Origin of the sequence: Actinophytocola sp., assembly GCF_035762905.1 — a bacterium.
GTDB lineage: Bacteria > Actinomycetota > Actinomycetes > Mycobacteriales > Pseudonocardiaceae > DASYTH01.
This window is the reverse complement of record NZ_DASUCC010000126.1, coordinates 40,806-63,771: the sequence shown is the minus strand read 5'-3', so window position 1 is coordinate 63,771 and position 22,966 is coordinate 40,806. Positions and strand designations below refer to the sequence as shown.

26 protein-coding genes are annotated in these 22,966 nt (G+C 69.9%); 14 read left to right on the top strand and 12 right to left on the bottom strand.

The features are described 5' to 3' along the window. The first annotated feature begins 61 nt into the window (after nucleotides 1–61). The 14 genes from VFV67_RS26675 (at nucleotide 62) to VFV67_RS26610 (ending at nucleotide 14,598) form a co-directional block, all read left to right on the top strand. Complete coding sequence (locus VFV67_RS26675; RefSeq protein WP_326473402.1) at nucleotides 62–2,317, top strand: chemotaxis protein CheW; 2,256 nt, start codon at nucleotides 62–64, stop codon at nucleotides 2,315–2,317. Between the two features lie 3 nt (nucleotides 2,318–2,320). Beyond that, nucleotides 2,321–2,758 carry a chemotaxis protein CheW gene (locus VFV67_RS26670; RefSeq protein ID WP_326473401.1) on the top strand — a complete coding sequence of 146 codons (438 nt, stop codon included), beginning with the start codon at nucleotides 2,321–2,323 and terminating at the stop codon, nucleotides 2,756–2,758. Between the two features lie 113 nt (nucleotides 2,759–2,871). Continuing rightward, nucleotides 2,872–4,533, top strand: a complete 1,662-nt coding sequence (locus VFV67_RS26665; RefSeq protein WP_326473400.1) for a methyl-accepting chemotaxis protein — start codon at nucleotides 2,872–2,874, stop codon at nucleotides 4,531–4,533. A gap of 135 nt (nucleotides 4,534–4,668) precedes the next feature. Next, complete coding sequence (locus tag VFV67_RS26660) at nucleotides 4,669–5,553, top strand: hypothetical protein (RefSeq protein WP_326473399.1); 885 nt, start codon at nucleotides 4,669–4,671, stop codon at nucleotides 5,551–5,553. 208 nt (nucleotides 5,554–5,761) lie between these two features. Beyond that, complete coding sequence (locus VFV67_RS26655) at nucleotides 5,762–6,850, top strand: chemotaxis response regulator protein-glutamate methylesterase (RefSeq protein WP_326473398.1); 1,089 nt, start codon at nucleotides 5,762–5,764, stop codon at nucleotides 6,848–6,850. After that, entirely contained in the window at nucleotides 6,841–7,698 is an 858-nt protein-coding gene (locus VFV67_RS26650) for a protein-glutamate O-methyltransferase CheR (RefSeq protein ID WP_326473397.1), read from the top strand. The genes VFV67_RS26655 and VFV67_RS26650 overlap by 10 nt, the downstream gene beginning before the upstream one ends. A 5-nt stretch (nucleotides 7,699–7,703) precedes the next feature. Next, on the top strand, nucleotides 7,704–8,078 hold the full coding sequence (locus tag VFV67_RS26645; RefSeq protein ID WP_326473396.1) for a response regulator: 375 nt from the start codon (nucleotides 7,704–7,706) through the stop codon (nucleotides 8,076–8,078). After that, a complete protein-coding gene (locus VFV67_RS26640; RefSeq protein WP_326473395.1) occupies nucleotides 8,075–8,533 on the top strand; it encodes a chemotaxis protein CheX in 459 nt (152 codons plus the stop codon). Before VFV67_RS26645 ends, VFV67_RS26640 begins: the two co-directional genes overlap by 4 nt. A gap of 17 nt (nucleotides 8,534–8,550) precedes the next feature. Continuing rightward, the gene (locus VFV67_RS26635) at nucleotides 8,551–8,913 is read left to right on the top strand and encodes a response regulator (protein ID WP_326473394.1); all 363 of its coding nucleotides are present in this window, start codon (nucleotides 8,551–8,553) and stop codon (nucleotides 8,911–8,913) included. A gap of 4 nt (nucleotides 8,914–8,917) precedes the next feature. Continuing rightward, the gene (locus VFV67_RS26630) at nucleotides 8,918–9,391 is read left to right on the top strand and encodes a hypothetical protein (RefSeq protein WP_326473393.1); all 474 of its coding nucleotides are present in this window, start codon (nucleotides 8,918–8,920) and stop codon (nucleotides 9,389–9,391) included. A 116-nt stretch (nucleotides 9,392–9,507) separates the two neighbouring features. Beyond that, the gene (gene flhA, locus VFV67_RS26625) at nucleotides 9,508–11,556 is read left to right on the top strand and encodes a flagellar biosynthesis protein FlhA (protein ID WP_326473392.1); all 2,049 of its coding nucleotides are present in this window, start codon (nucleotides 9,508–9,510) and stop codon (nucleotides 11,554–11,556) included. Then, entirely contained in the window at nucleotides 11,534–13,090 is a 1,557-nt protein-coding gene (locus VFV67_RS26620; protein WP_326473391.1) for a hypothetical protein, read from the top strand. The genes flhA and VFV67_RS26620 overlap by 23 nt, the downstream gene beginning before the upstream one ends. An 11-nt stretch (nucleotides 13,091–13,101) precedes the next feature. Further along, a complete protein-coding gene (locus VFV67_RS26615) occupies nucleotides 13,102–13,353 on the top strand; it encodes a hypothetical protein (protein ID WP_326473390.1) in 252 nt (83 codons plus the stop codon). A 69-nt stretch (nucleotides 13,354–13,422) separates the two neighbouring features. Beyond that, complete coding sequence (locus VFV67_RS26610) at nucleotides 13,423–14,598, top strand: helix-turn-helix transcriptional regulator (protein ID WP_326473389.1); 1,176 nt, start codon at nucleotides 13,423–13,425, stop codon at nucleotides 14,596–14,598. A gap of 29 nt (nucleotides 14,599–14,627) precedes the next feature. On the opposite strand, the gene VFV67_RS26605 is transcribed toward VFV67_RS26610, so the two are convergent. The 12 genes from VFV67_RS26605 to VFV67_RS26550 form a co-directional block, all read right to left on the bottom strand. Next, nucleotides 14,628–15,008 carry a hypothetical protein gene (locus tag VFV67_RS26605; protein ID WP_326473388.1) on the bottom strand — a complete coding sequence of 127 codons (381 nt, stop codon included), beginning with the start codon at nucleotides 15,006–15,008 and terminating at the stop codon, nucleotides 14,628–14,630. Nucleotides 15,009–15,303: 295 nt separating this feature from the next. After that, nucleotides 15,304–16,386, bottom strand: coding sequence for an EscU/YscU/HrcU family type III secretion system export apparatus switch protein (locus VFV67_RS26600; protein ID WP_326473387.1), 1,083 nt, complete (start codon nucleotides 16,384–16,386; stop codon nucleotides 15,304–15,306). After that, nucleotides 16,383–17,150, bottom strand: coding sequence for a flagellar biosynthetic protein FliR (locus tag VFV67_RS26595; protein WP_326473386.1), 768 nt, complete (start codon nucleotides 17,148–17,150; stop codon nucleotides 16,383–16,385). The genes VFV67_RS26600 and VFV67_RS26595 overlap by 4 nt, the downstream gene beginning before the upstream one ends. A 3-nt stretch (nucleotides 17,151–17,153) precedes the next feature. Beyond that, nucleotides 17,154–17,426 carry a flagellar biosynthesis protein FliQ gene (gene fliQ / locus VFV67_RS26590; protein ID WP_326473385.1) on the bottom strand — a complete coding sequence of 91 codons (273 nt, stop codon included), beginning with the start codon at nucleotides 17,424–17,426 and terminating at the stop codon, nucleotides 17,154–17,156. A gap of 7 nt (nucleotides 17,427–17,433) precedes the next feature. Further along, nucleotides 17,434–18,225 (bottom strand): flagellar type III secretion system pore protein FliP, encoded by a 792-nt coding sequence (gene fliP, locus VFV67_RS26585; RefSeq protein ID WP_326473384.1) that lies wholly within the window; start codon nucleotides 18,223–18,225, stop codon nucleotides 17,434–17,436. Between the two features lie 47 nt (nucleotides 18,226–18,272). Then, nucleotides 18,273–18,686: a flagellar biosynthetic protein FliO gene (gene fliO / locus VFV67_RS26580; RefSeq protein ID WP_326473383.1), complete on the bottom strand. Its 414-nt coding sequence runs from the start codon at nucleotides 18,684–18,686 to the stop codon at nucleotides 18,273–18,275. Beyond that, the gene (gene fliN, locus VFV67_RS26575) at nucleotides 18,686–19,435 is read right to left on the bottom strand and encodes a flagellar motor switch protein FliN (RefSeq protein WP_326473382.1); all 750 of its coding nucleotides are present in this window, start codon (nucleotides 19,433–19,435) and stop codon (nucleotides 18,686–18,688) included. The genes fliO and fliN overlap by 1 nt, the downstream gene beginning before the upstream one ends. After that, on the bottom strand, nucleotides 19,432–20,340 hold the full coding sequence (locus VFV67_RS26570) for a flagellar motor switch protein FliM (RefSeq protein ID WP_326473381.1): 909 nt from the start codon (nucleotides 20,338–20,340) through the stop codon (nucleotides 19,432–19,434). Before VFV67_RS26570 ends, fliN begins: the two co-directional genes overlap by 4 nt. 148 nt (nucleotides 20,341–20,488) lie before the next feature. Next, nucleotides 20,489–20,908 (bottom strand): flagellar basal body-associated FliL family protein, encoded by a 420-nt coding sequence (locus tag VFV67_RS26565; RefSeq protein ID WP_326473380.1) that lies wholly within the window; start codon nucleotides 20,906–20,908, stop codon nucleotides 20,489–20,491. A gap of 10 nt (nucleotides 20,909–20,918) precedes the next feature. Then, entirely contained in the window at nucleotides 20,919–21,833 is a 915-nt protein-coding gene (locus VFV67_RS26560; protein WP_326473379.1) for a flagellar motor protein MotB, read from the bottom strand. Then, a complete protein-coding gene (locus VFV67_RS26555) occupies nucleotides 21,833–22,603 on the bottom strand; it encodes a flagellar motor protein (protein ID WP_326473378.1) in 771 nt (256 codons plus the stop codon). The genes VFV67_RS26560 and VFV67_RS26555 overlap by 1 nt, the downstream gene beginning before the upstream one ends. Continuing rightward, on the bottom strand, nucleotides 22,603–22,887 hold the full coding sequence (locus tag VFV67_RS26550; protein ID WP_326473377.1) for a flagellar FlbD family protein: 285 nt from the start codon (nucleotides 22,885–22,887) through the stop codon (nucleotides 22,603–22,605). The genes VFV67_RS26555 and VFV67_RS26550 overlap by 1 nt, the downstream gene beginning before the upstream one ends. Nucleotides 22,888–22,966 lie beyond the last annotated feature (79 nt).

The following is a 22,966-nucleotide window of genomic DNA, read 5'->3' as shown; positions in this document are numbered from 1 at the left end:
ATTTCTCAACTCCAGCTCCGCGTTGCCGATTGTGGGGGCAATCGGAACGTGGAGGCTATCGGTGGACGAAATCGACGACGTGGTCCAAGAGTTCCTCGTGGAAAGCTACGAGAACCTGGATCAGCTTGACCGTGACCTGGTCGCGCTGGAGAAGAACCCGACCGCTCGGGACAAGTTGGCCAGCATCTTCCGGACCATCCACACGATCAAGGGCACCAGCGGCTTCCTCGCGTTCAACCGGCTGGAGCAGCTCACCCACGCCGGTGAGTCGCTGCTCGCCCGGCTGCGGGACGGCACCCAGCTGCTCGACCGGCCCAGCACCGACGTGCTGCTGCAGATGATCGACAAGGTGCGAGCGCTGCTGGCCCACATCGAGCAGGACGGCACCGAGGGCACCCTGGAGACCCAGCAGGTGATCGACGCGGTCAACGCGTGCATCGCCGGGGTCGCCCCGAGCCCCGCGCCCGCCGCCGCGCCGGCCCCGGCCGAGGCGCCGCAGTCCGAGGCGTCCGAGGCGTCCGAGTCCGACGAGGCCTCCGATGAGGCTCCGGCCGACGAGGCCCAGGCCGACGACGCCACCGAGGCCCCCGCCGTCAAGGCGGAGGGCGGGGAGTCCGCGGCCCGGCGCAGTGTCGCGGACACCTCCGTCCGGGTCGACGTCGACCTGCTGGACAAGCTCATGCGGCTGGTCGGCGAGCTGGTGCTGACCCGCAACCAGATGGTGCGCGCCGCCGAGACGGCCAACGAGCAGAACTTCGCCGGCACCGCCCAGCGCCTCAACATCATCACCAGCGAGCTGCAGGAAGGGGTCATGAAGACCCGGATGCAGCCGATCAAGAACCTCTGGTCGAAGCTGCCCCGGGTCGTCCGTGACCTGGCCGTGGCCTGCGGTCGTGAGGTCCGGCTGGAGATGGAGGGCGCGGACACCGAGCTGGACCGCAGCCTGCTCGAGTCCGTCAAGGACCCGCTGACCCACCTGGTGCGCAACGCCGTCGACCACGGCATCGAGCCGCCGGAGGACCGGGCGGCCGCCGGCAAGCCGCGGGAGGGCACGCTGACCCTGCGCGCCTACCACGAGCACGGCCAGGTGATCGTCGAGGTCGCCGACGACGGCGGCGGCATCCACCCGGACCGGGTCGGCGCCACCGCGGTCAAGCGCGGCGTGGTCACCCAGACCCAGCTCGACGCCATGGACGACGAGGAGATCCTCAAGCTGGTGTTCCGGCCCGGGTTCTCCACGGCCAACCAGGTGAGCAACGTCTCCGGCCGCGGCGTCGGCATGGACGTGGTCCGGACCAACCTCGAGGCCATCGGCGGCGCCGTCGACCTGCGCTCGGTTCCCGGCGAAGGCACCACCTGGCGCTTGACCATCCCGCTGACCCTGGCCATCGTCCAGGCGCTCATGATCGAGAGCGGCGACCAGCGCTACGCGGTGCCCCAGATGGCCGTGCACGAGCTGGTCTACGTCGACGGCCAGGGCAGCGCCAAGGTGGAGTACGTGTCCGGGGCGCCGGTCTACCGGCTGCGCGGCAAGCTGCTCCCGCTGGTGCGGCTCGGCCACGCGCTCGGCGGTGAGCCGGGCGGTGCCGACCAGGAGATCTATGTGGCGGTGCTCAAGGGCGACGGCCACCAGTTCGGCCTGGTCGTGGACCGCGTGCTGAACACCGAGGAGGTCGTGGTCAAGCCGCTGGCCGCCCGGTTCAAGGACGTGGGCTGCTACGCCGGGGCGACGATCCTCGGCGACGGCCGGGTGTCGCTGATCCTGGACGTGCAGGCCCTGGCCCGGCGCTCGCAGCTCGGCTCCCTTGAGCGGACCGGCTCGCACGGCTCCGCTCAGGTCGACGAGCAGGTCAAGGTGGACGGCAACGGCGACCGACTGCTGATCAACAAGGTGGCCGACCGCCGGGTCGCCATCCCGCTGTCCATGGTCACCAGGCTCGAGGAGTTCCCGGTGGCCAGCATCGAGCGGGTGGGCAGCCGCGAGGTCGTGCAGTACCGCGGCGAGATCCTGCCGGTGCTGCGGCTCGCGCAGCTGCTCGGCGCCTGGTCGGAAACCGAGAGTGCCACCGTGCCGGCCATCGTCTACACCGACAGCGGGCGCAGCGTCGCCCTGGCCGTGGACGAGATCCTGGACATCGTCGAGGACGCCGGCCCGCACAGCGGGCTGCACGACGACGGTCTGAACGGATCGGCCGTGATCCAGGACCAGGTCACCGAACTGCTCGACGTGCGCCAGGCGATCCTGGCCGCCGATCCGAGCTTCTTCATCCGAGAAGACCACCACGCGGAACGCTCCGCGTACCTGCTGGAGGCGTGAGAGATGGCAACGGTGCAGTACGCGACCTTCGAGGTTGCCGACCAGCTGTTCGGCCTGGAGGTGAACCGCGTGCAGGAGGTGCTCTCCTTCTCCGAGTACACCCCGGTGCCGCTGGCCCCGGACTACGTCGGCGGGTTGTTCAACCTGCGCGGCCAGGTGATCGCGGCGCTGGACCTGCAGGTCCGGCTGGGCATGCCGCCCCGCGACCTGACCGCGGGCGAGGCGATGAACGTGATCGTCCGGACCGCCGACGAGTCGGTCAGCCTGCTGGTCGACCGGATCGGCGACGTGGTCGAGCTGGACGACGCGGCGGCCGAGCCGCCGCCGGACACCCTGGCCGGCCCGGTCCGGGACCTGATCACCGCCACCTTCCCGGTGGATGGCCGGCTGATGCTGGCCCTGGACGCGCGGGCCGCGGTCCGCGCCGAGCAACCGGTCTGACCTTCGCGCACGCCGCCGCGGCGACTCAACTCGCCGCGGCGGCTGCCGATCGATTTTGAACGACACCCTTCCGCCGCGACCGCGGCATGAGCACCGAAAGGACATGGCTGGCCATGACCGAGTCCGTGAAGAATGCCGGTAGGCCGGCCAAGTCCCCGAGGAAGCACCGGGCCTCGAAGCCCGTTGCCAAGGGGGGCAACTACTTCGGCAACCTCCCGGTGAAGGTGAAGATCGCCACCGGGGTGGTCGCCGCCGGCATCGGCCTGATCGCGGTCGCGGGCGTGGCCCTCGGCAGCATGAGCCACCTGCGCGACGGGCAGCAGACGCTGGCCGCGAGCGCGGTGGACTCGCTGGACAAGTTCGGCGAGGTCCGCCGGCTCTACCTGCAGGTGCGGGTCGAGTCGACCGCGCTGGGCCTCTCGCCCGCCCCGGCCGTCCCGGACTCGACGGTGTTCGACGCCACCTCCGCCGACCTGGACGCGGCCCTTGCCGCCCTGGCCAAGGCAGCGACCAGCGACGCTCAGCGGGCCCACATCCAGGTGATCACCGACGCCTGGAAGCAGTACCACGAGATCGTCAACAACGGGCCGCGGATGCCCGACCCGCGACCCCGGATCGCCTACACCATCAGCGTGGCCGGCAAGGTCAAGCCGCTGGCCGAGCAGATCCACCAGGCGCTGGACGCCACCGTCGCCGACATCAAGGCGCAGGCCGACGCGCAACTGGCCGAGGCCACCGACGAGTACAACACCTCGCGGCTGGTCCTGATCGGCGTGGCCGTCGCCGCGTTCCTGCTCGGCGCCATCACCTCGGTGCTCGCCATCCGCAGCGTCACCAAGCCGCTCAAGGGTGTGTCCGACGTGCTGGACGCGCTGGCCGAGGGTGACCTGACCAAGCGGGTCGACGTCAAGACCACCGACGAGATCGGCACCATGGCCGCCGCGCTGAACAAGGCCACCGAGAGCATGGCCGGCACCGTGCAGGCGATCTCCACCGGCGTGCAGTCGCTGGAGGGCTCGGCCCAGGACCTGTCGGTCGTGGCCAGCCAGGTCGCCTCGAGCGCCAACGAGACCAGCGAGCAGGCCGGCGTGGTCGCCGCGGCCGCCGAGCAGGTGTCCCGCAGCGTCACCACCGTCGCCACCGGCTCGGAGGAGATGGGCGCGTCGATGAAGGAGATCGCCGAGAACGCCAACGAGGCGGCCAGCGTCGCCTCCCAGGCGGTCACCGTGGCCGAGGCCACCAACGGCACGGTCGCCAAGCTCGGTGAGTCCTCGCTGGAGATCGGCAACGTGGTCAAGGTGATCACCTCGATCGCCGAGCAGACCAACCTGCTGGCCCTCAACGCCACCATCGAGGCGGCCCGGGCCGGCGACGCCGGCAAGGGCTTCGCGGTGGTCGCCAACGAGGTCAAGGACCTCGCCCAGGAGACCGCCAAGGCCACCGAGGACATCTCCCGGCGGGTCGAGATGATCCAGTCCGACACCACCAACGCGGTCAGCGCGATCAGCGAGATCAGCCAGATCATCAGCCGGATCAACGACTTCCAGCTGACCATCGCCTCCGCGGTTGAGGAGCAGACGGCCACCACCACCGAGATGAACCGCAGTGTGACCGAGGCCTCGACCGGCGTCTCCGAGATCGCCGTCAACATCTCCAAGGTCGCCGACGCGTCGGAGAGCACCACCGACGCGGTGGGCAACGCCACCGAGGCGTCCCGGGCCCTGGCCCAGCTCTCGGCCGAGCTCAAGCAGCAGGTCGGCAAGTTCGTGGTCTGAAGTAGACCGCCCCGGTCCCGGCGTCGTCCTCAGCGAGGGCGGCGCCGGTTCCATTTCCGCAGGTCAGAGCCTAGTCACCGGCTCACCAACCGAGGGCATGGTTGTGTTGCCCGCTGGCTCACGCATACTGCGGGGGTGCACAGCCTCATCAGCGCGCCGACCATCGGCTTCGACCTGACCCGAATGGACGGTGGCGCGGCCACCGCCGAACTGCTCGCGGACCTGCTGCCCGTGCGGACCGCGGAGTGGGCGGAGCTGGCCGACCGGCTCCCTCGGGAGTCGGTGACCCGCGCCACGGCGCGGGTGCGCGCGCTGAGCCTGGCCGACCAGCGCCCGACCGTGCGTGACCTGGCCGGGGTCGACCCGACCAGCGCGGTGACGCTGTTACAGCACGCCCCGATCGGCACCCTCACCGCGCTGCTCGACTGCGTGCGCACCGACGTGCTCGTGCCCGACCGGGACGACCCGGACGCCGCCGGCGGCACCCCGGCCCCGCCGGTCGTCGTGGCCATGGCCACCGACGCGGTGTCCGCCACCTACCTGCGCGAGCTGCTCAGCCACCGGGAGCGCCGGGCCCTGGCCGCCGGCTGGCTGGCCGGCCGCCGGCTGCTGCCGGAGCGCCGCGCCGACCTCGGGCCGCAGCAGGACGCCGTGCGCACCCTGCTCGGCCTGGTCCGGACGCTGTCCCCGGCCGCGATCCGGGCGCTGTCCGAGGCCGCCGACGCGATGCGGGCCGGCAGCGGCGACTGGGCCGCGGCGATGCATTCGATGACCTGGGCGGTGCACGTCTCCGGTCGGATCAGGTCCGCCGCGGCCGCCCAGTTCCGCCTGGTGCAGGCGATCGACCTGGGCGGGGTGCCGGTGGCCGACCGGGCCGCCGGGGTGTGGAACGTGCTCAGCGGCGCCGTGCAGGCGCTGATCGTGCGCGACCTGGCCGACGCCGAGGCCGTGCACCAGCTGCTCGACCCGCTGATCCGCCTCTCCGGGATTTCTATGCGGTCGTTGCGTTTTGGCGAATAGTGCGGATATCGGGTGGATTGTGGCTGGGTGCCGTCACGGTCCCCTGGGGTAGCTGTCGGGCGGGTGCGGACTTCAGCCGAAGGTCCGGAGAAGCGGGCTAGCCGAACCCGCCGGGAAACCCTCCTCCGACTCCTCAGGCCAGGGAGCCGGCGGCCGATCCTGCTGGTGTTGCGAAGGACAAGCCTTCGCCGCCACCCAGGGAGGCCGCGTGATCTCGGTACTGGTGGTTGACGACTCGACGGTGATCCGCCGCCTCGTCACCGACGTACTCAGCTCAGATCCCGGTATCCGCGTGATCGGCACCGCTCCCAACGGCAAGATCGCCCTGGAGAAGATCCAGCGGCTGCAGCCCGATCTGGTGACCCTGGACGTCGAGATGCCCGTCCTCGACGGCGTCAGCACCGTCCGCGAGCTGCGCAAGACCAACCCCAAACTTCCGGTGATCATGTTCTCCACGCTGACCAGCGTGGGGGCGGACGCCACCCTGGCCGCGCTGGCCGCGGGCGCGTCGGACTACGTCACCAAGCCGGCCAACGTCGGCAGCTTCGCCGAATCCCTTGCCAGCGTGCGCGAGCAGCTGATCCCGCGGATCCACGCGCTGACCGCGCGGCCGCTGCCCCGGATGCGTCCGGCGAAGCCGGCGCCGCGCCGCGGCGCCCCCACCCGCCCGGAGGCGAGCACCGAGGCGATCCAGGCCGTGGTCATCGCCGCGTCCACCGGTGGGCCGGAAGCGCTGCGCACCGTTCTGACCTGCCTGCCGGGCTCGCTGCCGGTGCCGGTCCTCGTCGTGCAGCACATGCCGCCGGTGTTCACCGACATGCTGGCCAAGCGCATCGACGTGACCAGCCAGCTGCGGGTGGCCGAGGCCAAGAACAACGAGCCCGTCCTGCCCGGACGGGTCTACATCGCCCCGGGCGACCACCATCTCGAGGTGGTCCGGGTGGGCGGTCAACTGCGCACCAAGCTGCATGACGGTCCGAAGGAGAACCACTGCCGGCCAGCCGCCGACGTGTTGTTCCGCTCGGCCGCCAAGATCTTCGGAGGCGCGGTTCTCGGCGTTGTCCTGACCGGAATGGGTCAGGACGGTAAGCGCGGAAGCGAGGCGCTCGCCGCCGGCGGTGCCCGGGTGATCGTCCAGGACGAACAGACCTCGGTGGTCTGGGGCATGCCGGGAGTGGTCGCCGATGCGGGCCTGGCCGACGCCGTGCTCCCCATTGGCGAGATGGCGAACAACATCACGGCGCTGGTCACCCGCCGCGGGGCGGCGCCGGCTGCGGAGGTGTCAACGTGGAACTAACCTTTCAGCACTTCAACTTCGTTGCGGAGCTGATGCAAAAGGAAGCAGCGATCGTTCTGGCTTCCGGCAAGGAATACCTGGTGGAGTCGCGGCTCAAACCGTTGGCCACCAAGGGTGGTTATGAGACGGTCGGCGAGTTCATCACCGCCGCCGCGAAGGTCCGGGAGAACGGCTCGTACGCGCTGCGCAAGCAGATCATCGAGGCGCTCACGATCAACGAGACCTCGTGGTTCCGGGACCGGGAACCGTTCTCCGCGCTGACCAACCTGGTGATCCCCACCCTGATGCAGAACATCACGAAGCGGCCCATCCGGGTCTGGTCAGCGGCCAGCTCGAGCGGGCAGGAGCCGTACAGCATCGCGATGCAGCTGGACAAGGCGCTGCCGCCGGAGCAGGAGTACGAGGTCTTCGCCACCGACATCTCCATGGAGATGGTGGAGCGGACCCGGCGCGCGACCTACAACCAGCTGGAGATCAACCGTGGCCTCCCGGTCGGCGATCTGGTCGAGTACTTCGAACGGGTCGGCACCGACTGGCACGTGATCGACCGGATCAAACAGCGGGTGACCGTCGAGCAGCTCAACCTCGCGCACCCTTTTCCCCTGATGGTTCCGTTCGACGTGGTGTACCTGCGCAACGTGCTCATCTACTTCGCGCCGGAGACCAAGGCCCAGGTGCTCGACCGCATCAGGAAGGTGCTCCGCCCGGGCGGCTGGCTCCAGCTCGGTGCGGCCGAGACCACGGTGGGCATCGAGTCCGACTTCGAACGAGTTCCCGTTGGGCGAACGGCCATCTACCGTGCGCCCGCCATTGACCTGCTACCGGTGAAAGAGGTGAAAGCATGCTAGGGATTGTGATCGACGACTCCCGGGCGATGCGCAGGATCCTGCGGAAGTTCCTGGAAGAGCTCGGCTTCGATGTGCTCGAGGCCGGCCACGGCAAAGAGGCGCTTGAGGTTCTGGACGGTTGCGAGACCGTTCCCGAGCTTGCGCTGATCGACTGGAACATGCCGGAGATGAACGGCCTCGAGTTCGTGGTCGAGGTCCGCAAGCGTCCCGAATGGCGGAACATCACCCTGGTGATGGTCACCACCGAGAGCGAGCACAGCCAGATCGTGCGCGCCCTCGCCTCGGGTGCACATGAATACGTAATCAAACCGTTCACAAAGGACGGAATGCTCGACAAGCTGGCCCTGCTGGGCCTGGTGCCGGTTGGAGTTCTCTCATGAGTGTTGAAGTTCTGCCCACTGCGGTCGATCTGGACGGGATCGCCGAGCAGGTGTGGGTCGCGTTCCTGGATGGCGGCAACGAGCTGGTCATCCACTCCGGACAGAGCGATGACACCTCCGAACTGTCCGCTTCGGTCGGCATCGTCGGCGCCTACGAGGGCCACGTGGTGGTCTCCTGCTCGCAGGAGGCGTCCCGGGACGTCGCCTCCGCGCTGTTCGCCATGCCGTCCGAGGAGGTCACCGACGACGAGATCGGCGACGCGCTCGGCGAGCTGGCCAACGTGCTCGGCGGCAACGTGAAGAGCATGCTGCCGGCCCCGTCCACCATGTCGCTTCCGACCGTGGCCGGCACCAAGCAGCAGCAGTGGCCGGGCACCACCGAGGTGTGCCGCACGATGGTCACCTGGCGCGGCAACCCGTTCAACGTGACGCTGCTCGTCAGCCGCAACAACTGACCCGAAAGGACCAAACCATGAAGATCCTCGTGGCCGACGACAGCCGGGTGATGCGGCAGATCGTCATCCGAACGCTCCGCCAGGCGGGGTTCGGCGACCACGACATCGTCGAGGCGAACGACGGCACGTCGGCGCACGAGACGGTGGCCAGCGAGAAGCCCGACTTGGTGCTGTCCGACTGGAACATGCCGGGGATGACCGGCATCGAGTTGCTCCGCGCGCTGCGCGCCGGCGGCAACACGGTTCCGTTCGGCTTCATCACCTCGGAAAGCTCTGAGGAAATGGCCACGATCGCCTCCGATGGCGGCGCGCTGTTCCTCATCACGAAGCCCTTCACGGCTGACATCTTTCGCGAGCAGCTCGGATCCCTTCTAGGGTGACGGCATGGCGGACCAACTGCCCGCACCCCTTCAGGTGCGGGAAACCCTGAGCGATCTGCTCGGCCGGGAGGTCACCGTCGCGCTGGAGGACCCGCCGGCCGGGGAGTCCATCCCGGTCGTGGCGGTGTTCGTGCACGACAGCCTCGCCCTGGCCGGGCTGATCGGCTTCGACCTCCCGCTCGCGGCCAACATCGCGGCCGCGATCGGTCTGGTCCCGCCCGGCGGGGCCGAGGCCGCCGTGGAGGACGGTGAGCTGAGCTCCATGCTCGGGGACAACCTCACCGAGGTCTGCAACGTGCTCACCGGCCTGTTCAGCAAGACCGGCAAGCGCGTCAAACTGCACAAGGTGCACCTGTCCGCCGGCGACATCCCCACCGACGTCCGGGCCCAGCTGGTGGCGCTGGGCAACCGGCTCGATCTGTCGGTGGACGTCGCGGGCTACGGCAGTGGGACGTTCTCGCTGGTGGTCCCGCTGTAGGCGGCCGGACGAAAACCCTCAGAACCGACCGGGACAGGCCGATCTGAGGGTCGTTACGACCTTGCCAGGAAGGCGCTCGAGGCCACGGACCGGCCACGTCCTACGAACCCGTCGGGGTGACCGTGACTAAGCGGCTGAGCCAGTTCGCCGTGCCGGCCGGCGTCATCATGATCATCGTTTTGATGGTCCTGCCGATGCCGACCTTCCTGCTCGACCTGCTCATCGTGATCAACATCGCGCTGGCCCTGCTGGTCGTGCTGATCAGCATGTACGTGCGCCGGCCGCTGGACTTCTCGGTGTTCCCCGCCATACTGCTGCTCGCCACGCTGTTCCGGCTGGCCCTGAACATCAGTGCGACCAGGCTGGTGCTGCTGGACGGCGACGCCGGCGCGGTGATCGGCGCGTTCGGACACTTCGTGGTGGGCGGATCCCTCGTGGTCGGCCTGGTCGTGTTCTTCATTCTCATCGTCATCCAGTTCGTCGTGATCACCAACGGCGCCGGCCGCGTCGCGGAGGTCGGCGCCCGGTTCACGTTGGACGCCATGCCGGGCAAGCAGATGGCGATCGACGCGGACCTCAACGCCGGGCTGATCGACGAGAGCGAGGCCCGGCGCCGGCGCGCCGAGGTCACCGCCGAGGCCGACTTCTACGGCGCGATGGACGGCGCATCCAAGTTCGTCAAGGGCGACGCGATCGCGGCCGTGGTGATCACGCTGATCAACCTGGTCGGCGGCTTCACCGTGGGCATGATCCAGCGTGGACTGTCCCCGATGGAGTCCATCAACGTCTACAGCCTGCTGACCGTCGGCGACGGCCTGGTCTCCCAGATTCCGGCGCTGCTGCTGTCCGTGGCCACCGGGTTGATCGTGACCCGGTCCGGCACCGACGGCGACATCGGCTCGCAGGTCGCCACCCAGTTCGGCGCGAGTCGCAAGGCGCTGCAGATCGGCGGTGCCGCGATCGTGCTGCTCGGGCTGCTGCCCGGGCTGCCGATCCTGCCGTTCCTGCTGGTCGGCGGCGGGGTGCTGCTGATGAGCCAGCGGATCGGCCGGACCGCGGCCGCGGCCGACGCGGCCGAGACGAAGGCGGCGGCCGAGGCCGCGCAGCCGGACGCCGGCGACACGCTGCTCGCCGAGATGCGGGTGGACCCGCTGGAGCTGGCGCTGGCCACCGATCTGGTCGACCTGGTCGACACCGCGGGCGGGGACCTGCTGGACCGGGTGCGCGCACTGCGCCGCAAGATGGCCCTGGACCTGGGCATCGTCATGCCGCCGGTGCGCACCCGCGACGACCTCATGCTGCCGCTGTCCACCTACGTGATCCGGATCAGCGGATCGGACGTGGCCACCGGGTTCGCCCCACCGGGCACCGTGCTGGCCATCGGCGAGGGCATCGAGTCGCTGCCCGGCCGGGCCGGCACCGAGCCGGTGTTCGGCCTCGCCGGCAAGTGGGTGCCGGCGGAGCTGCGGCACCAGGCCGAGCTGACCGGCGCGACCGTGATCGACCGGGCGTCCGTCGTGGTCACCCACCTGGCCGAGGTGACAAGGACGCACGCCAGCCGGCTGCTCGGCCGCGAGGACGTGCGGGCGCTGACCGACGTGGTCCGGCGCACGCATCCGGTGGTGGTCGAGGAACTGACCCCGGGCACGCTCAGCCTGGGCGAGGTGCAGCGGGTGCTGCACCGCCTGCTCGACGAGGGTGTGTCCATTCGCGACCTGGTGCGCATCTACGAGGCGCTGTCCACGGCCGCGAAGAGCGGGACCGACCTGGACCGGCTGGTCGAGGCCGCCCGCGCCGAGCTGGGTCCGGCGATCGCCGCCCGGGTGGCCACCGACGGCATGCTGCCGGTGATCACCCTGGATCCGCGGATCGAGCACGCGATGTTGGAAGGTCTGCGGATCACCGATGCCGGCGCCCAGGTGGTGCTGGACCCGGCGCACGCCGAGGCCGTGATCGGCGAGGTGTCGGCGCTGGCCGCACAGGCCGAGGAACGCGGCCTGAGCCCGATCCTGGTGTGCTCGCCGCGGTTGCGGGCACCGCTCTACCGGCTGCTGCACGTGGCACTGCCGCGGCTGACCGTTCTGTCCTATGCCGAGCTTTCCGGTGGCACGCACCGGATCGAGACCGTCGGAGTGGTGAACAGTGGCTACGCGATTGCTGCTTGAGGGACCGAGCCTGGAGACGTTGCTGGAGCAGGTGCACGCCGAGCACGGCCCGCAGGCGCGGATCGTGTCCGCGGACCGCCTGCAGCGGGGCGGCATCATGGGCTTCTTCGGCCGCCAGTGGTTCGAGATCGGTGTGGAGGTACCCGACCAGCCGGCCGCCACCGCGGCCCCCGCTGCCGCGCCCACCTCCGCTCCGGCACCGGACTCGGTGGAGGCGCTGCTCAACCTGGCCGACCACGGCGACAGCGCCGAGCTGGCCGAGCCGGCAGCCTCGTTCGCCGCCGAGCAGACACCCACGTTCGCCGCCGCGCTCGCCGATCCAACATCCTCGTTCGCCACCGCGCTGGCCGAGTCGACACCCTCGTTCGCCGCCGCGCTGGCCTCCGCCAAGGCCCCCGCACCCGCCGCGCACACCTCCGTGCCCGCGCTGGTCGGTGCCGCGACCCCCGCGTACGCCGCGGTCCAGCCCCGCGTGCCCGCGCTCACCGGCGCCTCGACGCAGATCCCCGCGCCCGCGCTGGCCGGCGCCGCGACCCCCTGGTACGCCGCGGTCCAGCCCCGCGTGCCCGCGCTCACCGGCGCCCAGCTCCCCGGGTACGTCAGCGCCCAGGTCCCCGCGCCCGCCCTCGCCGGCGGCTCGGCCTCCGGGTTCGCCGGCATCCAGGCCGCCGCGCCGACCGCCGCCGAGGCGTCCGCGTTCGGCACCAACCGGCCGCCGGCACCGGCGCCCGTCTTCGCCACCGACGGTCCCGGCACGCCGCCGCCCGGCTTCGCCGCCGTCCCGCCCGCCGCGTCCACCCCGGAGCCGGCGCCCACCGCCCACACCCCCGAGCCGGCCCCGCCGGCCGCCGGCCCGACCGCGGCCGCCGCCCGCAAGCCGGCCGGCGGCAAGACCCCCGCCACCAAGGCGGCCAGCCGCTCGACCTCGGCCAAGACCACCGCCGCCGCTCCGCGCAAGAAGGTCAGCCCCACCCGGGTGACCGTCCCGGTGGCCCCGCACACCCCCGAGGGCTCGGACCTGTCCAACCTCCTGGTCGCCCTGCCCGGCCGCATCGTGCTGATCGCCGGCGAGCTCCCCTGGGCCCTTGACGTCGCCACCTGGGTGTGCCGCCGGATGCGGATCGCCCCCAACCGGATGCTCGTCGCCGGCCCCGACGTGTCCAGCGACCACCAGCGCATCTACGGCCCCGAGCACGCCGGCGTCCTGGCCGGCCAGCTGCGCGGCAGCGGCGCCCCGATCGTCGTGGTCGTCGACGCCCCGGTGTCCGAACCCGACGGCGGCACCTGGGCCGGCTCCATCGCCCGCGCCCTCGCCGCCGACGCGGTGATCTCCGTGGTCGACGCCACCCGCAAGATCCCCGACCTCCGCCGCCACCTCGCCGACCTCGGCACCGCTCAGGCCATGGCCGTCTACGCCGCGTCCTCCAGCCCCGAGCCCGACACGATCCTCGACCTCGGCCTGCCGGTACTCCTCGTCGACGGCCGCCCGGTCGGCCCCGACGGCCCCAAGCAGGCCCTCCTCAACGCCCGCTAAGGACGCCGCCCATGTTCCGCTTCTCCACCATCGCCCTCGCCGCGATCATGGCCAGCCCCGCCCTCTGGCAGGCCTTCGTCACGGAGTCCCTGGACCCCACCGACGCCCTCATCCGCTTCCTCATAGCGGTTCCCATCGCCGCGGTGCTCCTTGCCATCCCCCGCACCGTCATCAACTACTACCGCCGCCACCGCCCCCTCCCCACCCTCATCCAAGCCGACGCCAACCGCACCGACCGCCCCGCGGAAACCCCCACGCCCTAACGGGTCGGCCTTCATCCGGCGCGAGCGCGCACGTGCCGCGTTGCCGAATGCGGCGGGTAACGTTGCCACGTGACTACCATCGGTGAGCGCATCCGCGAGCTGCGTGCCGGTTGGATGACTCAGGCCGATCTCGCAGCGGCCGCCGACGTAAGCCTGTCGCTGATCCGCAAGCTGGAGCAGGGCCAGCGCCATACCGCCAGCATCGGCAGCCTGCACCGGATCGCCCGCGCGCTCGACGTTGACCTGACAGCGCTGCTGAACAAGCCCGCGTCCATGCCGTCCGGCGATCCCAACTCTGGTGTGGTCGCCATCAGAAACGCGCTCACGTCGGTTGATTCCCTGCTCGGCGAGGCGACCGGTGAGGGCGACCCGGCCAGCCTCGACGAAGCGGCCCGCGTGGTGACCTACGCGTGGGGTAGCTACTGGGGTGGCCACCTTGAAGCTCTTGGCACGCTCTTGCCCATCGGATTGGCTCAGCTGAGGGCGACGGCACGGGCTGTGGATTCGCCTACGGCGTACGAACTGCTCGCGCAGCTCTACACCGTCACCCGGTGTACGTCTACCAGGCTCGGCCAACCTGATCTTGCCTGGCTCGCGATCCGGAACGCCGTCGATGCCGCGGGCCGTGGAAATGATCCGCTGCTCGCCGCGATGGTACGAAGCTCGGTTGCGCATCAATTGCTGACGCAGGGCCGCTACGACGAATCCCTCACGGTGTCGATGCACGCGGCCGACGGGATCGAGCCGAGCGGCGACGTACCGGCTGCTCACCTGTCGGCGTATGGCCATCTGTTGCTCATGGCCGCCAGCGCGGCCGGTCGAAACATGCAGGAAGATCACGCGGTCGACCTGCTGAATACCTCCATGGAGTACGCCCGCCGCATCGGCGCCGATCGCAACGACTACGAGACCTCGTTCGGCGTCTCACAAGTCACCATGCAGACCGTCGACGTGCGCGTGGTGACCGAGAACTACGCGGAGGCTCTGAATGCCGCCGATCGGCTGCCGAAGGACACCCGCCTCCCCGTCGTGTCGCGTGCCCGAAATCTTTACGACCAGGCGCTGGCCCACACCCGCCTGGGCAATGACCAACGCGCGCTTGATGCCGTGCTCGCCGCCGAACATATGGCGCCGGACATGATGCGCTACCACACCCTGCCCCGTCAGGTCGTCGCCGAACTCATGCAGCGCGGCAAAACCCGCCGGCTCCGAGATCTGGCCCGCCGGTTGGGTGTGGCCAACTAACACACGCAGGATTCCTTGGCCCCGGACGCTCACCGGGGGCGCATGGTCACCGGCCGGCGTCCCCCAGGCGGGATGCGGCACGCGGGCGGCGCGTCGATCAGGTGATACGGCTCGTGCGGTGAGCCGGGGCTTGGCAGCGAGAGCGCGGCGCGGAGGACCCACACTGCTGACTTGTCGTCGCCGTAGACCCACTTCACCGTGTCGGGGTTCAGGACGTCGGTGGTCTCGTCGGTGGGCGTGCGGAACGCGACCGCCGAGTCTTCTGCGCGGATGATCACCACGTCCGCACAGTCGTGCCACTGGAACTGGGCGGCGATCCAGTCAGGACGTCGTGCGTCGATGCCGCCGAGGTGCAGCATCCAGCGTCCGTGGCGCAGCTTCTCCAGCCAGTAGTCGAATTCGGTGTTCATGGGCGGGCGCTCACTCCTCGTGCTCACCCACGACGCTAAGCGAACTTGATCTTGCGCAGGTAGGACGGGTTGTTCCATTACCCGCACGGGCGACGCGCCGCTGCGCGGCGCCGCGCAGCGGCGCGGTGTTTCGGAACGCCGGGCCCCGCCCCGCCGAATTGACCGACCCGGCGTTCCGCCGCTGCCGGGGGACGGCACCCAGGCCCGCCCGGATCCAACCGGAACCGGGCACTCGGCTGTTGGAGCCGGCGGCTCAGGTGCTGGAAACGGGGACTCGCCGAAGGTGCCGGGACGGTCAGCTGGCTTGGGCGAGGGTGTGGGTGCCGGCGGCGCTGCCTTTGCGGCGGAGGCGGTGCAGGAAGGCGAGGACGTGGGCCACGGGGGCGAAGAGGTTGGCGGGGATTTCCTGGCCGAGCTCGCAGGATTTGTAGAGGGCGCGGGCCAGGGGTACGTCGCGGACGATGGGGACGCGGTGCTCGGTGGCGAGGGCGCGGATCTTGGCGGCGATCGGGCCGGCGCCCTTGGCGACCACGCGGGGGGCGCCTTTGGCTGGGTCGTAGCGGAGGGCCACGGCCACGTGGGTGGGGTTGGCCAGGACGACGTCGGCGGTGGGGATGTCGGACATCATCCGGTTGCGGGACATGGAGAGCTGGCGGGAGCGGATGGCGCCTTTGAGTTGCGGGTCGCCTTCGGTGTTCTTGTGTTCGTCGCGGACTTCTTGCTTCGTCATCTTCAGTTCTTTGTTGGTGCGACGGCGAACCACGATGTAGTCGACCAGGGCGAGAACCAGGCCGACGGCCGCGGCGGTGCGGATGAGGTTGAGGGCCTGGCTGGCGGTGATGTCGATGAGGGCGGCCAGCGGCAGCGAGCCGGAGCCGGTGACGGCGGGGATCAGTCCCTTGACGACGAAATACAGCACGGCGCCGAGGACGAGGGTCTTCAGGAGGGTTTTGGCGCCTTCCCACCAGGCTTTGGGGCCGACAATGCGTTTGAAGCCGGACAGTGGGTTGAGGCGTTTGACCTGAGGCTTGAGGAGTTTGGGGGCCGGCCGCAGGCCGCCCTGGACGCCTGCGGAGGCGATGATGGCCAGGACCATGGCGCCGAGCAGCGGGGCGACGGCGAGGGCGCCGCCGCGCAGGCCGTCGGCGAGAATGGCCACGGCGGCGCCCGGATCGGGGCGGGCGATGAAGTCGGCGATCCGCCGGAGCAGGTCGGCGCCGGTGTCCATGAGGGCCTTGAGCACGCCGGGAATGAGGAAGCTGGCGGTGAGGATGGCCGCCCACGCGCCGAGCTCGGGGGTGCGGGCGGTCCGGCCTTCCCGGCGCGCTTCCTTGAGCTTCTTGGGTGTCGGCTTCTCGGTTTTGTCCTTCTTGCTCATTGTCCGATCACCTTCAGCACCGCGTTGGTGGCCTGCTCGGCGGCGACCTGCACGGCCTGCGGGAGCAGCGGAAGGGCCAGGCCGACCAGGAGCAGGGTGAGGCCGATCTTGGCTGGGAACCCGATGGCGAACGGGTTGAGGGCGGGCGCGATCCGGGTGAGCAGACCGAGGCCGATGTCGGCGCAGAACAGCACGACGATGAGCGGGCCGGCGATCAGGACGGCGGCGAGGAACATCTGGCCGAGGCCGGTGGTGAGCACGTCGCTCAGCTTGGCCAGGGATAGTCCGCCGGTGAGCGGGATGGCGTCGTAGGACAGGGTGAAGCCGCGGATCACCAACTGGTGGGCGTCGGTGGCGAACATCAGGGTGGTGGCCAGCAGGCCGTAGAACCGGCCGAGCACGGCGTTGTTGCCGGAGAAGGACATCGGGTCGAACGCGAAGGCGAGCGAGAAGCCGCCGAACACGTCGAGCAGGTCGCCGGCCGCCTGGACCCCGGCGAAGATCACCGCGGTGAGCAGGCCGAGCCCGGCGCCGATCACCACCTGCTCGACGGCGCTGACCACGATCGTCCAGCTGTCCGCGGGCGGCACCGTGGCGGCCAGCCGCGGCACCATCGGCAGGGTCATGGCAACGGCGAGCATTCCCTTGACGGTCAACGGAATGGCCCGGCCGTTGAACGGCGGGCAGATCACCAGCCAGGCCGCCGCGCGGGTGGCCGCCAGCAGCAGCGCCAGCACCGTTCCGACCGACAGTTGAACCTGCACGCGTTATCCGCCTACCAGCGAGGGGATCGAGCTGAACAGCGAGGTGGTGAACGAGACGATCTCGTGCACCATCCAGCTACCGCACACCAGCAGCGCGATCGCGACACCGATCGCCTTGGGCACGAAGGAAAGGGTGACTTCCTGGATCTGGGTGACCGACTGGAACAGCGAGATCCCGAAGCCCACCGCGAGCGCGGTCAGCAGGATCGGCGCGGCCAGCTTTCCGGTGATCAGCATGGCTTGCAGGCCGAGCTGGATGACCGTTGTGTCGTTCATGCTTCCCCTAGGTATAGGTGCCGACGAGCGCGGTGACTATCAGACCCCAGCCATTGGCGAGGACGAACAGCAGCAACTTGAACGGAAGTGCGACGGTCACCGGCGGCAGCATCATCATTCCCAGTGACATCAGGGATGCCGACACCACCATGTCGATCACCAGGAATGGTATGAACAGGACGAAGCCGATCAGCATCGCGGCACGCAGCTCGGAGAGCACGAACGCCGGTACCAAAGTGGACAGTGGGACGGCTTCGGCGTTGGCCGGCTTCTCCTGGTTGGCCACCTTGGTGAACAGCGCGATCTCTTCCGGCCGGGTCTGCTTGAGCATGAACTCGCGCAGCGGCTGCACACCGTCGTTGAATGCCTGGGACTGGGACTTCTCGCCCTTCAGGAAGGGTTGGATGCCCTGCTCGTTCACCGCGGCCGCGGTGGGCGCCATGATGAACAGGCTGAGGAACAGCGCCAGACCGGCCAGCACCTGGTTGGGCGGCACCGAGGTCAGGCCGAGTGCGTTGCGGGTGATGCTCAATACCACGAAGATCTTGGTGAAGCTGGTGCACAGCAACAGCGCCGCCGGCGCCACCGACAGCACGGTGAGTGCGATCAGGATGACGATGGACTCGCTCGGTTTGTCCGGCGCTCCGACGGTGACCGTCACCTCGCCGGGCCCGGCCGGGCCGGCCGGGTCGGCGGGCTGTGCGACGGCCGCGGCGACGGTCTCGGCGGCGGCCGGCGTGGCCGCGGCGAACAGACCGAGACCGATGGTCACCCCGACCAGGATTGCGGTGATGGCCACCGCTCGCACCAGCCAGCGCCGGTGAATTGCCACCCCGATGGCAGAAATCATGCCTTGCGTACCGACCGTTCTTTCATGGTCTCGAAGGCCTGCTTCCAGGTCTTCATGGACAGCGCCGATCCCGTCAGCGGCGAGCCGGCAGCCGGCGCGGCGCTGGACTTGCGGGCGCGCACCGCGTCGAGGTCGACGGCGGTCCGGCGGGTGGGCGCCTCGACCGCGAAGGCGTCGGCGCCGGTCTCGTGCAGCAGGCTGATCCCGTGGTCGGTGACGCCGAGCACCAGCGCGGTGTCGTCGATCTTGACCACGGCCACGCTCGCGTGCCGGGACAGCTGGGTCCGTGCGACGACGTCCAGCGCGCCTGCGGCCTTGCCGCGCAGCGGCCGGCGGGCCAGCTTGGCCAGCACCCACATCACGCCGATGACCAGCACCAGTGCGATGACGACCCGCAGAATCGCCTCCATCAGGCGATCTTCTGGTCGCGGTCGCCGGAGGCCAGGATCTCGGTGATCCGGATGCCGAAGTACTCGTCGATCACCACGACCTCGCCGCGGGCGATCAGCCGGCGGTTGACCAGCACGTCGGCCGGGCTGCCGGCGGTGCGGTCCAGCTCGAGCACCGAGCCGTTGGACAGCGAGAGCAGGTCCCGGACGGTCATCGAGGTCCGGCCCAGCTCCACGGTGATCTCCATGTCCACGCCGTGCAGCAGGTCGTAGCCGGCCGTGACGGGAACCGCCGGCTCGGCCTCCGGGGTGGGCTGCGGCGCGGGTGCCGGAGCCGGTGCCGGCAGCGACAGCACGATCGCGGCCTGCGGCTCGTCGCCCGCGGTGAGCGGGATGACGGTCAGCTCGCCGGCGGCGGCCATCGCGGTGAGCGCCGCGTCCGGGGTCAGCTCCTGGGCGGCGCCTGCGACCGAGCCGAGCACGCCGGCCACCGCGTCCAGCGCGGGGGCGATGGCGGTGGCCAGGTCCAGCTCACCGAGCGGGCTGGTGCGCAGCGCGTCCACCAGCTCCTGGTTGACCGTCACGCCGAGGTGTCCGGCCGTGTTGCCGGTGAGCGTCGCCACGATCGTGACGCCGCCGTCGATGGCCCCGGCGGCCGGGTCGGTCACCGGCTCGCCGATGGTCAGGTTCTCGCCGATCGGCAGCACGGCGAGGGCCGCTTCGGCGGCCGGGATCGCCACGGCGGACGGGGAAAGGGTGGACGCGGTCATGCGCGGTGCTCCTCCTGGACGATGTTGACGATTTGGCAAGCCAGCCGTTTGCCACGTTTGGTGGCCACGGCGTGGCCGAAGATCTGGCCGTCCGCGGTGATCTCCAGCGGCCGGTCGACCGGGTGGCCGAGCGGAACGACGTCACCCGGGTGCAGCCCGAGCAGCTGGGTGGACTGCATCTTCACCGAGTCGAACCGCACGTTGACCTCGATCGGCACTTCCTGCAGCCGGTCGCTGAGCAGCTCGTGCGCGGCCTGCCGGGCGGCCCGCTCGCTGGCGCTGACCGCGGCCTGGTCGTGGTAGCGCTGCAGCGCGGGCATCAGGCCCTGCAGCGGCAGGCACAGCGACAGCACGCTGGTCACCTCGCCGACGGCCAGCTCGAACGAGGCCACCAGCATGGAATCGGTCGGGCCGCCGCCGAACTGGACCAGTTGCGGGTCGTACTCCAGCGCGCCGAACGAGGGGTAGATGTCCTCGATCCCGGCGAACGAGTCGCGCAGCTCGGCGAGGATCTCGGTGATCAGGTCGCGGAACAGCGGCGTCTCGATCTCGGACAGCGGGCGCTGCGGCTGGTCGTCGCCGCCGCGGCCACCGAGCAGGTGGTCCACACAGACCATCGCGGTGTTCCGGGAGATCTCCAGCAGCGCGGTACCGGGCAGCGGTTCGAGGCTCAGCGGCGCGATGACGGTCGGCTCGCTGATCCAGGCCACGTGCTCCTCGATGCTGCTGTGCTGCACCGCGTACGGCGTGACCCGGCACACCACCCGCAGGTTGTAGGTGAGCAACACGGCGAGCCGGTGCGCGAACGTCTCGGACACCACGTTGAGCGTGCGCAGATGCTCGCGGGCGAGTTTGACCGGCCGCAGAAAGTCGTAGGCCAGCGGGATGCGGCCGTCCGTGACCAAGCCGCCGGGCCTGGGGTTACCCGGCGCTCGGCCGGGGCGAAGCGGGGTTGATGGCACGTCCGTGAGATCGACGCGGGTACCACCGAGCTGAGAGTTCTGCCCGGTGGTACCCGATCGGGTTAATGTGCCGCGACGGACCCAGCGTCGGTCACTCCATCACGAACTCGGTGAAGTAGATGTCCATCACTTCGCCGGCGTAGGCGTCGGAGACCTTCTTCTTCAGGATCTCCTTGGACGAGTCCCGGGCCGCGTTGCTGGACAGCTCGCCGACCTCGCGGTTGCTGAACTCGCTGACCGCGAGGTCGAGGGCCCGGCTGCCGTCCAGGTCGCCGGAGGCGTCGCTGGTGGCCTGCAGGGCGAGCCGCAGCTTGAGGTAGTGACCCTCGTTCAGGTTCACGGTGATCGGCTCGAGGGCGACCACCTTGCCCGGCTCGGGGGCCGACGTCCCACCGGCGAACAGGAAGTAGTACGCCCCGCCGCCGGCCAGCGCGAGCACGAGCGCCACGATCAGCACGAGCTTCTTCTTCGAGCCGGCGGCCTTGCCGCCCTTGGTCTCTTCCTTCTCCACGGCAGGCCTCCTACTTTTTCGCCAGGTTGGCGACGACGGACGCGAGCAGCGCCCGGACGTCGGCGGGTTTGTCGGACAGGATGATGACCTCGACACGCCGGTTCTTGGTCACCGACTGCGGGTCGGACGGCGGGTAGAGCGGGCGCTGGTCGGCGTAGCCGGCCGCGGTCATCCGGTTGGCGGGAACACCGTGCCCGGTCAGGAAGCGCACCACGCTGGACGCCCTGGCCGTGGACAGCTCCCACGAGCTGGGGTAGTTGACCGTCGGCACCGGCAGCTGGTTGGTGTGCCCGTCGATCTCGACCTGGTTGGTGATCTCGGCGAGCGTGGGTGCGAGGGCGGCCACGATCTGCTGTCCCTCGGGCAGCAGCACCGCACTGTCACCGGGGAACACCACGGACGTGGTGACGATGTTGATCACCAGTCCACGCTCGTCGATGGCGAACGCGACCGACTTCTCCAGGCCCTGGGTCTGCAGCCGCGCGGTGATCTGCCGCTGCAGCTCCTGCAGGTTCTGCACCTCTCGCTTGGCCTCCTCCAGGTTGCGGGAGGCCCGAACCCGGTCGGCGTCACGCACCGCCTTTGCGGCCGCGGCCTGGTCGAGCTTCTGCAGCGAGTCGGCGTCGGAGAGGGTGCCCGGCTGCAGCTCGTCCGGCGCCTTGCTGGTGCCCTCGGACTCGCCGATCGACTTCGCCCCGCCGCTCATCACCGACGGCGACCCGCCGAACGCGCCGGCCAGGCTGTCCCGCAGCTCCTTGAACTTCTGTGAGTCCACACTGGACACGGCGAACATGACGATGAACAGCACCATCAGCAGGGTGATCATGTCGGCGTAGGTGAGCAGCCAGCGCTCGTGGTTGGCGTGCTCCTCCTCCTCGCCGCCGTGGCGCTTGCGACGCCGGCGCGGTGCGCTTCGCTTTGCCATCACGCGGCCTTCTTCGCCGGGGCCGGGTCGGCCGGGACCATGCTGCGCAGCTTCTGCGAGACCAGACGCGGGTTGAGCCCGGACTGGATGGCCAGCACGCCCTCGACGACGAGCTGCATCTGCTCGGCCTCCAGGTCGCTGATCCGCTTGAGCCGGTTGGACAGCGGCAGCCAGATGACGTTCGCGGTGAGCACGCCGAACAGGGTCGCGACGAACGCGCCCGCGATCAGGTGGCCGAGTTCGTTGGGCTCGGCCAGGTTCTCCAGCGTGTTCACCAGGCCGAGCACGGTGCCGATGATGCCGATGGTCGGTGCGAACCCGCCCATGTCGGCGAACAGCTTGATCCCCACCTTGTCCTGGCGGCGCTTGGTGTCGATCTCGGCCTCGAGAATGTCGCGCAGCTCGTCGGAGTCCACGCCGTCGACGGCCAGCTCAAGACCTCGGCGCAGGAACGGGTCCCCCACCTTCTTGACCTCGTCCTCGAGCGAGAGCATGCCCTCACGGCGGGCCCGGTCGGCGAGCTTGACCACGATGCTGATCACATTGGCGCCGTCCAGCTTGGGGGCCAGGACCGCGCGCTTCAGGTGGGTGACGATGCCCGCCGTGTCTCGCATCATCGCGCCGGCCATGCCGGCGCCGATGGTGCCGCCGAGCACCAGCAGGATCGGGGGCAGCAGCATGATCGACATCGGGTCGCCGCCCTCGAGCAGCATCGACACGAAGATCGCGGCGAGCGCGAGGCCGATCCCGATCAGAGTTGCCGGATCCATTACTGTCCTCTTTCGGGTAGGCGCAACACGGTCGCGTCACCCTCCGGCACGGATTTCGGCCGGGTGGCTTGGTTTCCGCCGTCCTGCTCGTGTTCCTGCACGCGGCTGAGCACGAGCGCGCGGTGGTCGCGGACGAGCATCGCCAGTTCGTCGAGCGACTGGGCGACGACGTACTTCGCGCCGTTGAGCAGGGTGATCACGGTGTCCGGGGTGGACTCAGCCCGCTCGAGCAGGTCAGGATTCAGCGCGAAAGGCTGACCGTTGAGTCGGTTGAGCAGTATCACGGCGTTCCGTCCTTGGACTAGTGCGCGGCCCCATCCCTGGGGCCGCACTTCCCTAATCGGCCGGGACCGGGTCGAACTG